Here is a 13,287-nt window from a genome sequence, read left to right as displayed (position 1 = left end):
AAGGAGCCGTTCAAAATGGGAGTGCTGAACATGAAAAAACTGAGCATCCTTCTTGGTGCCGTCGCGGGTCTGGCGATTTCCGCCGGCAGCGTGCTGGCCGATTCCACCGTCAAGATGGTCGAGGTCATTACCAGCCCGCCGCGTACCGAATTCCTCAAGAAGCAGATCGCCGAGTTCGAGACGGCCAATCCGGGCGTCAAGGTCGAGCTCGTATCGCTGCCTTGGGGCCAGGCGTTCGAGAAGTTCCTCACCATGGTGCAGGCCGGCGACACGCCCGACATCGTCGAGATGCCGGAACGCTGGATGGGCCTCTACGCGACCAACGGCCAGCTCGAGGACCTCGGGCCATACATGGCCAAATGGGACGATGCCAAAACGCTGGGCGAGCGCGCCAAGCAGTTCGGCTCGACGGTCGACAACAAGCAGTACATGATCCCTTACGGCTATTACCTGAACGCGCTGTTCTGGAACAAGAAGCTGTTCAAGGAGGCCGGCCTGGACGGTCCGCCGTCGACGCTCGACGAATTCGTCGAGGACTCCAAGAAGATCTCGGCGATACCGGGCAAATACGGCTACTGCCTGCGCGGTGGCCCGGGCGCCTTCAACGGCATGCACATGTTCATGAACATTGCCGCTGGTAAGGGCGGCTATTTCAACGAGGACGGCACCTCGACCATCAACGAGGAAGGCTCGGTCAAGGGCCTGCAGATGCTCGCCGACATGTACAAGAATGGCCTGGCGCCGAAAGATGCGGTGAGCTGGGGTTTTAACGAGACCGTCACCGGCTTCTATAGTGGCACCTGCGCCATGCTGAACCAGGATCCCGACGCGCTGCTCGGCATCGCCGACAAGATGAGCGCCGACGACTTCGCCGTGGCGCCGATGCCGGTCGGGCCGAGCGGCAAATCCTATCCGACGCTCGGTTATGCCGGCTGGGCGATGTTCGCCAATTCCCAGCACAAGGACGATGCCTGGAAGCTGATGGCGACGCTGTTGTCGCCCAAGGACAATCTGGAATGGGCAAAGGAAGTCGGCGTCATTCCGATCCACAACGGCGCCGACCAGGACGCTCACTTCAGGACCGAGCAGTTCAAGGGCTGGTTCGAAGAACTGAACAACGGCGACAAATACGAGATGGTGACGCCGCCGACGCATCTGGAAAACCTCGGCAATTTCGTCGACCAGGTGGCGATCAAGAATTTTCAGGAAGTGCTGCTTGGCCAGAAGGCGGCCAAGGACGTGGCCGACGAATGGGCCAAGTTCCTGACCAAGGAACAGCAGGACTGGCTGGCCAAGAACAAGAAATAGCTTTTCTTCCTTCTCCCCGTTCACGGGGAGAAGGTGTCACAAAGTGACGGATGAGGGGCGGCGCCAACCCGTCGTGGCTCGTGCTGGCTCTCATCTGCCTGCCCGTCCTCCGCAGCAGCTGCGCTGCAGCTGCGGAGGGTGGACCGGCATCTTTTCCCGTAAACTGGGAGAAGGGCGCTGTCCTCGACGCTGCTTCAGGAGACAATCCAGCACCAATGACCTATGCCGTGTCCGAAATACGCTCCGCCGGCAGACCGCGAAAGAAGCGGCTATCCCATGCCGCGATCGAGCCCTGGCTCTATCTCAGCCCGGCTATCGTGCTGCTGGTCGTCGTGCTCCTGGTGCCGCTGGTCATCGGTATCGGCTACTCGTTCCGCAAGTTCTCGGCATTCAAATCCGAATATGTCGGGCTTGGGCAGTATCAGGCGATGCTGTCGGATCCCGTGCTCGCGCAGGCGCTCGTCAACACGCTGTGGTGGACGGCAGCCAGCCTGTTCTTCCAGTTCTTCCTCGGCCTTGGCCTGGCGCTGCTGCTCGACACGCCGTTCCGGGGCAGAAAGATCGTGCAGGCGGTGGTGTTCCTGCCCTGGGCGGTGCCGTCCTTCCTGTCAGGCCTGACCTGGGCCTGGCTGTTCAATCCGATCATCGGGCCGCTGCCCCACTGGCTCTATGCATTGGGGCTGAAAGCCGAGCCGACCAACGTGCTCTCCGATCCCTCGACAGCCATGTGGGGGCCGATCGTCGCCAATGTCTGGTTCGGCATTCCCTTTTTTGCCATCACGCTTTTGGCGGCGTTGAAGTCGATACCCTCGGAATTGCATGAGGCGGCGGCGATCGACGGCGCCTCGCCGTGGCAGCGCTTCACCAAGGTGACGCTGCCGTTCCTGGCGCCGACCATCGTCATCACCGTCATGCTGCGCACGATATGGATCGCCACCTTCGCCGACCTGATCTTCGTCATGACCGAAGGCGGGCCTGCCGGTTCGACCGCCACAGTGCCGGTCTATATCTACGTCAGCGCGTTCAAGTCGCTGGACAAGGGCTATGCCTCCGCAGTGGCGGTGCTGCTGCTTGTGCTGCTCATCGTCTATGCGATTGCACTGATCGGCATCCGCCGCTCGCTGGTGAGGCACGTCTGATGATTGCAGGACGCTCCGTCTCCTCGCGCGTTCTCGGCGGCATCGGCCTTTACGGCGCCATCGGCGCCTATATGGCCTTCGCGCTGTTCCCGATCTTCTGGACGTTGAAGATCTCGGTCACGCCGGAGCGGCTGCTCTACTCCGAAGGCATCACTTTCTGGCCGTCGCAAACGACGCTGCAGAACTTCGTCACCGTGCTCGAAGCCACCGATTTCCCGCGCTACTTCCTGAACAGCGTTATCGTTTCGGTGTCGACGGCGGCCTTCGTAACGGTCATTGCCACGCTGGCCGGCTACGCCATGTCGCGATTTTCCTTCCGCGGCAAGGCGACCCTGGCCATCCTGCTTCTGCTCACCCAGACTTTTCCGCTGGTGATGGTCATTCCGCCGATCTATCGCATCATGGGGCAGATCGGTCTCATCAACAGCCTGACCGGGCTCGTCATCATCTACACCGCCTTCAATACGGCCTTTGCGACGTTCCTGATGCAGTCCTTCTTCGATGGCATTCCGCGGGACCTGGAAGAGGCGGCCATGATCGACGGCTGCACGCGCCTGCAGGCGATGCGCAAGGTGATCGTGCCGCTGACGCTGCCCGGCATGGGCGCGACGCTCGGCTTCGTCTTTACCGCCGCCTGGAGCGAGTTGCTGTTTGCGCTGATGCTGATTTCCAGCGACGACCAGAAGACCTTCGCGGTCGGCCTGCTCACCTATATAGGGAAATTCGCGGTCGACTGGGGGCAGATGATGGCCGCTTCCATCCTGGCGCTGATCCCGGTCTGCATGTTCTTTGCCTTCCTGCAACGCTACCTCGTCACCGGTCTTACGGCCGGTGCCGTCAAGGGATAGATCGATGGCCTCCGTCACACTCGACAAAGTCCGCAAAGACTATGGAGCCGTGCGCGTCCTGCACGCGGTCGATCTCGAAATCGCCGACGGCGAGTTCGTGGTCCTGGTCGGCCCGTCCGGCTGCGGGAAATCGACCCTGCTGCGCATGATCGCCGGGCTGGAGGAGGTCTCCGACGGCGAAATCCATATTGGCGAGCGCCTGGTCAACGACATCGCGCCAAAGGACCGCGACATTGCCATGGTATTCCAGTCCTACGCGCTCTATCCGCATATGGACGTGTCGAAGAACATGGGTTTCAGCCTGATGCTGAGGAAGGCCGGCAAGCCGGCGATCGATGCAAGGGTGGACGGTGCCGCCAAGCGGCTCGGGCTCGATGCGCTTCTGCAACGCTTGCCGCGGCAATTGTCCGGCGGCCAGCGTCAGCGCGTCGCCATGGGCCGGGCCATCGTCCGCGACCCGAAAGTCTTTCTCTTCGACGAGCCGCTTTCGAACCTCGATGCCAAGCTGCGCGTCCATATGCGTGCCGAGATCAAGGCGCTGCACCAGCAATTGAAGACCACTTCGGTCTATGTCACCCATGACCAGATCGAAGCAATGACAATGGCCGACCGTATCGTCGTCATGCATGACGGCCTCGTCCAGCAAGTCGGTGCGCCGCTCGATCTGTATGACCGGCCGGTCAACATGTTCGTCGCCGGGTTCATCGGCTCGCCCGGCATGAATTTCCTGCCTGCCGTGGTTGAAAAGACCGCCAAGTCGGATGCCGTACTGGCCGACGGCCAGAAGCTGCGGCTGCCGGACGGGTTGCCGCTCAGGGATGGCGATGCGATCACCGTCGGCTTACGGCCGGAGCATATCCGGCTTGCCGACAATGGCGCGCTGAAAGGCGAGGTGGGCGTAGTGGAGCCGCTCGGCCTGTCGACCCAGTTCTACACCAAGCTTGCCGGCCAGCAGGTGTGCGTCTTCGCCATGGGTCGGGCCAGTGTGAAACCGGGTGAGGCCGTGCGCCTGTCGGCCGACCCGGCGTCGCTGCATCTGTTCGATCCGGCAAGCGGTGATCGCATCGGCTAGTCCTGCATCCCCGAAACGAAAAACGCCGCCCGGAAGGCGGCGTTTCGGTACTGCGAGAGAAAACCGGATTACTTGATCTTGGTTTCCTTGAACTCGACGTGCTTCTTGGCGACCGGGTCGTATTTGCGGAACGACAGCTTGTCCGTCTTGGTGCGGCTGTTCTTGCTGGTCACGTAGAAGAAACCGGTGTCGGCGGTCGACAGAAGCTTGATCTTGATGTTTGCGGCTTTGGCCATGATGTTCGTCCGTTAAATGTTCGTGGAGTTTTGGCCGCTGGAGCACGGGGAAACACCCGGACGCGGGAAACTTGCCGCGACACATAAAGAACGCGCCCGGAAAGTCAACCCTTGTCCAGGTTCTGTGTCGTAAGCAGGCGAGTTGTCCGGATTAGGTAGCACGTGAGTTGTCCGGGTTTATTGCCGGCCGAGTGAGGCTGGGGATGAGGCTCCTGTGTGGCTTCGGCCGTCGTAAGCAGGCTCCGGGCGGCGTCTCAGTTTGAATGCTGGCTATGAGTATCGAGCGATGGACGGCTGATCGATCACCCAAAGCCAGTTCCCGTCACTTTGCCGGCGAGCGATTTCCGCAGTCACGGTGCCATCGGCAAGGCGCGTGGACGTAAGCCCCAAATCCCCGTTGATGATAGCCGGACGCTGATCTCCGAGATCAAACTTTCGTCCCGCTGCCACCAACTTGGCGTAAAATCGGCTGATGGCGTCTCTGCCGCAGGCCAACTGTCCGTTGCCGGTATCGAGGATGGCACCGGGTTCGTAAAGAGCAGCCATTCCTTCGGCGTCTCCCGCTTGCTCGCGAGAGACCAATAGCCGCGCCAGATCCTGGGGATCGCTTGCTGGTTTGCGATTTGCTTCATCATTCATTGGCAGGCTTCCTGACAGCCAAATTCAAACCGAGATACGACCGGGTTCCGCTCACTCCGCCGCGACGGTTTCCGGCTGCAACGCCTTCTTCCAATCTCCCGTCGTGTTCCACCAACGGTTCGGGTTGGCGCGGTCGTCGAGACCCTTGGAGCGGCTGGCAAGCAGTGGCTGAATACGGATCACCGGCTCCTGATAGCTGTGAACCTGGTAAATCGCTTCGACGACGCGAGCGGCGAGCTTCTGGTCGTCGGGCAGTTCGAACGACACCTCGACAGTCCCCGGCCGCCTGCGCAATTCCGTCTCGGCGCCGGCGGCGGCACCTTCCAGCGGCCGATAGCGCTCGATGCCGTCTGCCGACTGAAAGGCATTGCTGTCATATTTGCCCATTCTGAGCGGCGCGATCGCGACCACCGCCTCCATGATGCGGTCGACATCGGCGGCCGGTGCCTGAAAGGTCACCAGCAGCAGCAATTCCATCCGCAGCGATTTCGTCTCAAAGCCACTGTCGATCATCCGAGGTCTCCCTGCTTATGCACTTTGAGGGAGCATATACGCGAGCGCTCCTGACATGGTGGTGTCAGTAGTTAGTCAGCAGTGGGAGCAATGTCGGCAGCGGGCCCACTCAGAGGATTTTGCGGAGCAGCCTGGTGCCAACCAGCACGATATAGCAGGCGAAGAACAGGCCGAGCGCCCAACCGAAGCCCGACGGCCCGAAAGCATCCATGCCGATGCCGATTGCCTGCGGGCCAAGCACCATGCCGACACCGTAGCAAAGCACGAAGGCGGCGTTGGCGGAGGCCAGTTCGTGGCCGGAAAGCTGGGAACCGAGATGCGCCAGACCGATCGTGTACATGGCGGCGACCACGCCGCCCCAGACGAACAGAAGCGCTGCCATCAAGTGCCAATTCTGCGCGAAGAACGGCATAAAGACGGTGCCGACAAGCCCGACCGTGGCACAGGCCATCAGCAGATAGCGGCGGTCGCTGACGCGGTCGCTGATCATGCCGATCGGGATTTGCAACAGCACGTTGCCGAGGCCGATCATGGTGAGCAACAGGGCGGCGTCCGCCTCTGAATAGCCGATGCGGTTGCCGTAGACCGGGAACAGCGCAAATCCGCCCGTCTCAACCGCGCCGAACACCAGCACAGCGGCGGTCGCCGTCGGCACCAGCCAGATATAACGCAGGAAATTGCTGGTTTCGCCGTCGGAGACGATCGTTGGGCTTTCGTTGCGCGCCGCCAGGACCGGTATGGCAGCGAGCGTAACCAAGGCGATGGTGACGCCGAAGGGGAGGAAACCGCTGCTGCCGAGATGGGCGAACAGCCATGGCCCGGCGGCAAAGCCGAGTGACAGCACGGTGGCATAGATGCCGAGCACCAGTCCGCGCCGGTGCGGCGGCGCCGAGGTGCTGATCCAGAATTCCGACAGGATGAACAGCACCGTCAGCGCGATATGCAGCAGGACGCGCAGCGGAAACCACATCCAGAAAGCTGGCGCGAAATGGAAACCGACAAAAGCCAGCGCCCCGGCGGCAATCATGGCAAGCATCGTCCAGGCGACGCCGAATCGCACGGCAAGCGGGGTGGCGAGCGGCGCGCCGGCAATCGAGGCGAGGCCTGCGACCGCGGTATTGAGACCGATCATCGACGCGGAATGGCCGCGCGTTTCCAGGATCACACTGAGCAGCGGCATGCCAAGGCCGATGGCAATGCCGACGACGCTGATCGACGAGATCGCCGCGACCATCGGCAGCCAGTGTACGCGTTCCTTGCCCTGCGGCTGGGTATCGACTGTCATGGAATGCCTGGCTGCTCTAGAGAATTTCGCGGACGAAGCGATTGCGGACAAGCCGGTAGAACGGCACGGGACCGCCGGGGCTCAGCAGCGGATCCTGGGCGAGCCGCGTTTCCAGCTCCTCCAGGACCGTGCGCGTGATGTCTGGAATATCGACTTGCCTGGCCTTGGCCAGCGGCAGCCAAACGACGTCTTCCAACTCGTTGGTCGGCCCGCCGCCGGGCAGTTCCACGGCGACGTCGTCGCGCCATGCGGCGAGAAAGCGCGTATCGAAGCGGCGCACCCGGTTGGGCGGGGTGATGGCGCGTGCAATGAAGCGCAGCGGTTGCAGTGATGGGATGACGCCGTGCTCGACAAAGCCCTGCCAGTCGCGCTTGGCGGTCGCGAAGGTGCCATTTTGGCCGATCAGCAGGCCGGCCTCCTCATAGGTTTCGCGGATTGCCGACAAGGCGATGGCGCGGGCGCGGGCCGGGCTGGTGCGGCCGATGCCGGCTGTCAATCTCGCTTCTTCGTCAGGATGAAGTGCGCTGGCTACGGGAATTCGGCTGTCGGCCGGATCGGTGCGGCCGCCGGGAAACACGAATTTACCCGGCATGAAGGCATGACGGGCGTGGCGCCGGCCCATCAGCACCAGGAACTCGTCGCCCTTGCGGTCGAGCAGGATCAGCGTCGCGGCGTCGCGCGGGCGTATAGGCTTGGCGTCGAGCGCGATCCGCTCAACCTTGCCGACTTCCGCCTTGGTCATAACGTCCATGCGCTCGACCTAGCGGAATCTTCTCCGATGCGAAAGTGGCGTCCAGCCATGCCGATTTGCGCCAGCCTCGGTCTCAAGCCCGGGATGCGACTCGATCAGATCTTCTTCACCGCCAAAGCCGTGCATATAAAACGCCCATTGCAGGCCGATGACAGCGCCCTTGACCGGTTGCAGCAGGACGACGGCGAGAATGATGGTCAATGGCACCCAGATGGCAATGTGCTGCCAGGTCGACAGCGTCGAGGTCGCCTCGACACCCATGAAGGCGCCGAGCACGATATGGCCGACAATGACCACCACAAGATAGGCCGGCAGGTCGTCGGCGCGATGGTGGTGAAGTTCCTCGCCGCAGTGACCGCATTTGTCGACGGTCTTGAGGAAGGCGCGAAACAGCTTTCCCTCGCCGCAATGCGGGCAGCGGCCGAGCATGCCGCGCTTCATTGCCGTCAATAGTGGCCGGGCGGTCCGGCCCGAGTGATGTTCGCCGCCGAAGACCCGTTCTTCCACCTGCAGTTCTGTTGGCATTACCGTCTCCTGCCGCGCGTGCCTGGACGCGATTGCGACGCCCGGGCGCGGCTTTTGGCCTTATGGAACGACCGTTTGGAGCCGGGCAGCGGCTTTGGCTCGGTCAGCATCTCGAAACGCATCGCACCGGCCATCGGCGCCACCTCGATCAGGCGAACCTCGACGCGATCGGCAAGCTGATAGCCCTTGCCGGTGCGTTCTCCGAAAAGCGATCGAGCAGTTTCGTCGTATATATAGTAGTCGCCGCCCAGGGTTGAAACCGGAATGAAGCCATCCGCCCCATACTGCGGCAATTGGACAAACAGGCCCGATTTGGTGACGCCCGAGATGCGGGCGTCGAAACGGTCGTCGATGCGCTCGGCGAGATAGGCGGCGATCAGCCGGTCGACCGTGTCGCGCTCGGCGGCCATGGCGCGCCGCTCGGTCGCCGAGATCAGCGCCGAGACCTCCTCCAGCCGCTCCGCCTCGTCCTGCGTCAGGCCGCCCGGACCAAGGCCGAGTGCGGCAATCAGCCCACGATGCACAATCAGGTCGGCATATCTGCGGATCGGCGAGGTGAAATGCGCGTAGCGCTTCAGGTTGAGGCCGAAATGGCCGATATTGGCAGGCGAATATTCAGCCTGGCTCTGCGAGCGCAGCACCACTTCGTTGACCAGTCCCTCATTGTCGGCGCCGCGCACGCGAGCGAGGATGCCGTTGAACTGGTTCGGCCGCATCTGCGCACCGCGCGTCAGTGACAGGCCGAGCGTCTGCAGGAATTCGCGCAGCGATTCCTGCTTGGCGAGCGAAGGCGCATCGTGGATGCGGTAGACCAGCGCCTGCCGCTTCGCCTCCAGCGTCTCGGCGGCGGCGACATTGGCCTGGATCATGAACTCTTCGATCAGCTTGTGCGCGTCGAGCCGCTCCGGCACGACGACCTTGTCGACGGTGCCGTCCTGCTTGAGCAGGATCTTGCGCTCCGGCAGATCGAGCTCGAGCGGCTGGCGCGTGTCGCGGCCGCGCTTCAGGATCGCGTAAGCGTCCCATAGCGGCCTCAGCACCGCATCGAGGATCGGGCCAGTCGTGTCGTCCGGTGCGCCGTCGATCGCCGCTTGCGCCTGCTGATACGCGAGTTTCGCCGCCGACTTCATCATGATGCGATGGAAGGAGTGCCTGAGTTTGTGGCCATCAGCCGAGAAAGTCATGCGCACCGCTATCGCCGGACGATCCTGGGCCTCGCGCAGCGAACAGAGGTCGTTCGAGATGCGCTCCGGCAGCATCGGCACGACACGATCGGGGAAATAGACCGAATTGCCGCGCTTCAGCGCTTCGCGGTCGAGCGCCGTGCCATAGCGCACATAGGCGGCGACATCGGCAATGGCGACGGTGACGATCACGCCGCCGGCGTTCGTCTCGTCGGTGTCGGGCATGGCGAACACCGCGTCGTCATGATCCTTGGCGTCGGACGGATCGATGGTGAGCAGCGGCAGCTCGCGCCAATCCTCGCGGCCGGCAAGCGTCGCCGGCTTGACCGCCTCTGCCTCGGCGATGACGTCGAGGGGAAAAATATGCGGAATGTCGTGCGCGTGGATGGCGATCATCGAGACCGCCTTTTCGCTGGTCAAGGAGCCCAATACCGCCAGCACCTTGGCTCTCGGCAGCCCGTAACGGGAGGCCCGCGCCGGCTCGACCTCGACCAGGTCGCCATTCTTGGCGCCGTTCTGGAATTCCTTGTCGACGACCAGCTCCGGCTGGCGCCTTTCCACCGGCTCGATGCGGAACGTGCCGTCCTTCAGCACACGGAAAACGCCGAGAACCGCATCGGTGCGCTTCTCGAAGATCTTCATCACCCGGCCGGTATAGGCCGGGCCTGCCGGATCGTCGGTTGGAAAGGTCTTGGCCAAAACCCGGTCGCCGATGCCAGGCGTCGGGCCATTGCCGCCGCGCGACACGCGGATCGCTATGACCGGAGGTTCGCCATTGCCGATCGCTTCGGTCGGGTGCGCCAGCAGCACGCCGTCGGCGTCGCGGCCAAAGATGTCGAGCACCGCGACGTGGGGCAGGGCGCCGACGCGGGCAAGCCGCTTGCGCTCCTTGGTCAGCAGGCCTTCGTCCTGCAAGTCGCGCAACATGTCCTTCAGCCAGATACGGTCTTCGCCGCGCAGCGCGAACGCCTTGGCGATGTCGCGTTTTCCGGCGCGGTCTGGATTTTCTGCGATGTAACGCAGTATCTCGTCACGCGAAGGCCGGTAGTTGTCCCTGACCTTGGCACGGGTATCGGCGGTGCGCAGATCGCCGTGGCTTCTTCCGGAGACTTTGCGCGCCAACCCGTCCTATCCCTTTTTCCTGGCCGCCGGTTTTTTGGCCGCTGCTGGTTTCTTCGCAGGCGCGGCCGCTTTGCGGAACGGCTTTCTGCCGCCATTGCCGCCCTTGGCTTCCTTTTCCGCAATCAGCGCCACCGCATCCTCGACCGTCACCGATTGCGGATCCTTGCCCTTCGGCAGGGTCGCATTGACCTTGCCGAAATTCACATAAGGCCCGTATTTGCCGTCACGCACGACGATCTTGCCGCCGCCGGCAGGATGCTCGCCAAGCTCCTTCAGAGCAGCGGCTGTGCCGCCATTGCGGCCGCCCTTGCCTTTCAATTGCTTCTCGGCGATCACCGAGACGGCGCGATTGAGGCCGATCGAGAACACGTCCTCGATGCTGTCGAGATTGGCGTAGGTGCCGTCATGCAGCACGAACGGCCCGTAGCGCCCCAGCCCGGCCGAAATCATCTTGCCGGATTCCGGATGCTTGCCGACGTCGCGCGGCAGCGACAGCAGGGCGAGCGCCTTTTCGTGATCGATCGAATCGACAGTCCAGCCCTTGGGTAGGCTGGAGCGCTTGGCATCCTTGCCGTCGCCGCGCTGGATATAGGGGCCGAACCGGCCATTGCGCAGCGTGATCTCCTCGGCCGTATAGGGGTCCTTGCCGAGCACCTTGGTGCCGTCTTCGCCGCTGCCGTTCTCGCCATTGGGATTGGCGGCGTCACCGAGCTGGCGGGTGAAGGAGCATTCGGGATAGTTCGAGCAGCCGACGAAGGCGCCGAACTTGCCGAGCTTGAGCGACAGGTTGCCGGTGCCGCATTTCGGGCATATGCGGGGGTTGGAGCCATCCTCGCGCGCGGGAAACACCAGCGGCGCCAGTTCCTCGTTCAACGCATCGAGCACGTCGGTGACGCGCAGCTCCTTGATGTCGGCGACGGCGCCGGAAAAATCCTTCCAGAAATCGCGCAGCACATCCTTCCAGGCTAGCTTGCCGTCGGAGATTTCGTCGAGTTTCTCCTCGAGCGAAGCGGTGAAGTCGTACTCGACATAACGCTCGAAGAAGCTTTCGAGGAAAGCCGACAATAGCCGGCCCTTGGCCTGCGGCACCAGCTTGCGCTTGTCGATGGTGACGTAATCGCGATCCTCGAGCGTCTTGAGGATCGCCGTATAGGTCGACGGGCGGCCAATGCCCAGTTCTTCCAGCTTCTTGATCAGCGACGCCTCGGAATAGCGCGGCGGCGGCTCGGTGGTGTGCTGGGTGGCGTTGATCGCCTCGCGAGCGAGCTGCTCGCCGGCACGGATCTCGGGCAGGCGGCGGCTTTCTTCGTCTTCCGAATCTTCTTCCTTCTGCTCGATGTAAGCGGCAAGGAAGCCGTCGAAGCGAACAACCGAGCCGACAGCACGAAGCTCGGCGGTACGCGAACCGTTGATCGCCTCGATCTCGACCGTGGTGCGCTCGATCTCGGCCGGCTGCATCTGGCTGGCGATGGCGCGTTTCCAGATCATCTCGTAAAGCCGCGCCTGGTCGGCGTCGAGATACTGCCTGACGGAAGCCGGCGTGCGCATGAAATCGGTCGGACGGATCGCTTCGTGCGCCTCCTGGGCATTCTTGGCCTTGGCGGAATAGACGCGCGGCTTTTCAGGCAGGTATTTAGGGCCGAATTCCTTGGCAATCGCATCGCGTGCGGCAGAGATCGCCTCCGGCGCCATCTGCACGCCGTCGGTTCGCATGTAGGTGATCAGGCCGGTGGTCTCGCCGCCGATCTCCATGCCCTCATAAAGCCGCTGCGCCACCTGCATGGTGCGGTTGGCCGAAAAGCCGAGACCCGATGAGGCTGCCTGCTGCAGCGTCGAGGTGGTGAAGGGCGGGCCGGGATTGCGCCTGGTCGGCTTGGCTTCGACCGACACTGCCTTGAAGCTGGCGCCTTCGAGCATCGCTTTGATGTCGTCGGCCTGCGCCTTGTTGGAAATGTCGAGCTTTTGCAGCTTCTTGCGCTCGAAGGCGGTCAGCCGCGCCTCGAAATTTTCCTTGCGCGGCGTGCCGAGGATGGCGGCGACCTGCCAGTATTCCTCGCGAATGAAGCGCTCGATCTCGGATTCGCGGTCGCAGACCAGACGCAGTGCCACCGACTGGACGCGGCCGGCCGAGCGGGCGCCGGGCAGCTTGCGCCACAGCACCGGCGACAGCGTGAAGCCGACCAGATAGTCGAGCGCGCGGCGGGCGAGATAGGCATCGACCAGCGGCGCATCGATCTGGCGCGGATTGGCCATCGCCTCCAGCACCGACGCCTTGGTGATGGCATTGAAGACGACGCGGCTGACCGGCTTGTCCTTCAACGCGCGCTTCTGTTTCAGCACTTCCAGGACATGCCAGGAGATCGCTTCGCCCTCACGGTCCGGATCGGTGGCGAGGATCAGCCCGTCGGCGTCCTTGACTGCCTTGGCGATATCGGCGAGACGCTTTCCAGACGCGGTGTCGACGGCCCAGGACATGGCAAAGTCCTCATCCGGGCGCACCGAGCCATCCTTGGCCGGTAGATCGCGGACATGGCCGAACGAGGCCAGAACCTTGTAGTTCTTGCCCAGGTACTTGTTAATTGTCTTCGCCTTGGCCGGCGATTCGACGACGACGACGTCCATACGGTCTCATATCAGTTGTGATGCGGCAGAAGAATTCCGCTGC

12 protein-coding genes are annotated in these 13,287 nt (G+C 62.8%); 4 read left to right on the top strand and 8 right to left on the bottom strand.

The genetic code is table 11. The features are described 5' to 3' along the window. Positions 1 to 30: 30 nt before the first annotated feature. The 4 genes from NKH91_RS05640 to NKH91_RS05625 all read left to right on the top strand — a co-directional run bounded on the left by NKH91_RS05640 (position 31) and on the right by NKH91_RS05625 (position 4,367). Positions 31 to 1,308, top strand: coding sequence for an ABC transporter substrate-binding protein (locus tag NKH91_RS05640; RefSeq protein ID WP_352844182.1), 1,278 nt, complete (start codon positions 31 to 33; stop codon positions 1,306 to 1,308). Between the two features lie 215 nt (positions 1,309 to 1,523). Beyond that, entirely contained in the window at positions 1,524 to 2,447 is a 924-nt protein-coding gene (locus NKH91_RS05635; RefSeq protein WP_352814544.1) for a carbohydrate ABC transporter permease, read from the top strand. Next, entirely contained in the window at positions 2,447 to 3,295 is an 849-nt protein-coding gene (locus NKH91_RS05630; protein ID WP_023720109.1) for a carbohydrate ABC transporter permease, read from the top strand. Before NKH91_RS05635 ends, NKH91_RS05630 begins: the two co-directional genes overlap by 1 nt. A 4-nt stretch (positions 3,296 to 3,299) precedes the next feature. Then, positions 3,300 to 4,367: an ABC transporter ATP-binding protein gene (locus tag NKH91_RS05625; RefSeq protein ID WP_352587004.1), complete on the top strand. Its 1,068-nt coding sequence runs from the start codon at positions 3,300 to 3,302 to the stop codon at positions 4,365 to 4,367. Between the two features lie 68 nt (positions 4,368 to 4,435). Here NKH91_RS05625 and rpmG read toward each other — a convergent pair whose 3' ends face one another. From rpmG to topA, 8 genes are all read right to left on the bottom strand, one after another. After that, a complete protein-coding gene (rpmG, locus tag NKH91_RS05620) occupies positions 4,436 to 4,603 on the bottom strand; it encodes a 50S ribosomal protein L33 (protein WP_006201775.1) in 168 nt (55 codons plus the stop codon). Positions 4,604 to 4,873: 270 nt separating this feature from the next. Further along, positions 4,874 to 5,242: a YybH family protein gene (locus NKH91_RS05615; protein ID WP_352844179.1), complete on the bottom strand. Its 369-nt coding sequence runs from the start codon at positions 5,240 to 5,242 to the stop codon at positions 4,874 to 4,876. 51 nt (positions 5,243 to 5,293) lie between these two features. After that, a complete protein-coding gene (locus NKH91_RS05610; protein WP_352530866.1) occupies positions 5,294 to 5,755 on the bottom strand; it encodes a YqfO family protein in 462 nt (153 codons plus the stop codon). A gap of 109 nt (positions 5,756 to 5,864) precedes the next feature. After that, positions 5,865 to 7,040: an MFS transporter gene (locus tag NKH91_RS05605; RefSeq protein ID WP_352844177.1), complete on the bottom strand. Its 1,176-nt coding sequence runs from the start codon at positions 7,038 to 7,040 to the stop codon at positions 5,865 to 5,867. Between the two features lie 16 nt (positions 7,041 to 7,056). Continuing rightward, entirely contained in the window at positions 7,057 to 7,791 is a 735-nt protein-coding gene (locus NKH91_RS05600) for an NUDIX hydrolase (RefSeq protein ID WP_352844175.1), read from the bottom strand. 9 nt (positions 7,792 to 7,800) lie between these two features. Continuing rightward, entirely contained in the window at positions 7,801 to 8,316 is a 516-nt protein-coding gene (locus tag NKH91_RS05595) for a DUF983 domain-containing protein (protein ID WP_352844173.1), read from the bottom strand. After that, positions 8,316 to 10,622: a ribonuclease R gene (rnr, locus tag NKH91_RS05590; protein ID WP_502898972.1), complete on the bottom strand. Its 2,307-nt coding sequence runs from the start codon at positions 10,620 to 10,622 to the stop codon at positions 8,316 to 8,318. The genes NKH91_RS05595 and rnr overlap by 1 nt, the downstream gene beginning before the upstream one ends. A gap of 6 nt (positions 10,623 to 10,628) precedes the next feature. Further along, positions 10,629 to 13,244 carry a type I DNA topoisomerase gene (topA, locus tag NKH91_RS05585; RefSeq protein ID WP_352844171.1) on the bottom strand — a complete coding sequence of 872 codons (2,616 nt, stop codon included), beginning with the start codon at positions 13,242 to 13,244 and terminating at the stop codon, positions 10,629 to 10,631. Between the last annotated feature and the right edge of the window lie 43 nt (positions 13,245 to 13,287).

Origin of the sequence: Mesorhizobium sp. M0894, from assembly GCF_040319725.1 — a bacterium.
In the GTDB taxonomy this organism is placed as follows: domain Bacteria; phylum Pseudomonadota; class Alphaproteobacteria; order Rhizobiales; family Rhizobiaceae; genus Mesorhizobium.
Note: the sequence above shows the minus strand (reverse complement) of the source record. Positions and strands in the feature narration are given on the sequence as shown.

What these genes read in the sequence shown, in the direction of transcription:
- NKH91_RS05595 (WP_352844173.1), bottom strand. Translation starts at nt 8,316, where the DNA reads ATGCCAACAGAACTGCAGGTGGAAGAACGGGTCTTCGGCGGCGAACAT.
- NKH91_RS05615 (WP_352844179.1), bottom strand. Translation starts at nt 5,242, where the DNA reads ATGAATGATGAAGCAAATCGCAAACCAGCAAGCGATCCCCAGGATCTG.
- topA (WP_352844171.1), bottom strand. Translation starts at nt 13,244, where the DNA reads ATGGACGTCGTCGTCGTCGAATCGCCGGCCAAGGCGAAGACAATTAAC.
- NKH91_RS05605 (WP_352844177.1), bottom strand. Translation starts at nt 7,040, where the DNA reads ATGACAGTCGATACCCAGCCGCAGGGCAAGGAACGCGTACACTGGCTG.
- NKH91_RS05610 (WP_352530866.1), bottom strand. Translation starts at nt 5,755, where the DNA reads ATGATCGACAGTGGCTTTGAGACGAAATCGCTGCGGATGGAATTGCTG.
- NKH91_RS05635 (WP_352814544.1), top strand. Translation starts at nt 1,524, where the DNA reads ATGACCTATGCCGTGTCCGAAATACGCTCCGCCGGCAGACCGCGAAAG.
- NKH91_RS05630 (WP_023720109.1), top strand. Translation starts at nt 2,447, where the DNA reads ATGATTGCAGGACGCTCCGTCTCCTCGCGCGTTCTCGGCGGCATCGGC.
- NKH91_RS05600 (WP_352844175.1), bottom strand. Translation starts at nt 7,791, where the DNA reads ATGGACGTTATGACCAAGGCGGAAGTCGGCAAGGTTGAGCGGATCGCG.
- NKH91_RS05625 (WP_352587004.1), top strand. Translation starts at nt 3,300, where the DNA reads ATGGCCTCCGTCACACTCGACAAAGTCCGCAAAGACTATGGAGCCGTG.
- NKH91_RS05640 (WP_352844182.1), top strand. Translation starts at nt 31, where the DNA reads ATGAAAAAACTGAGCATCCTTCTTGGTGCCGTCGCGGGTCTGGCGATT.
- rpmG (WP_006201775.1), bottom strand. Translation starts at nt 4,603, where the DNA reads ATGGCCAAAGCCGCAAACATCAAGATCAAGCTTCTGTCGACCGCCGAC.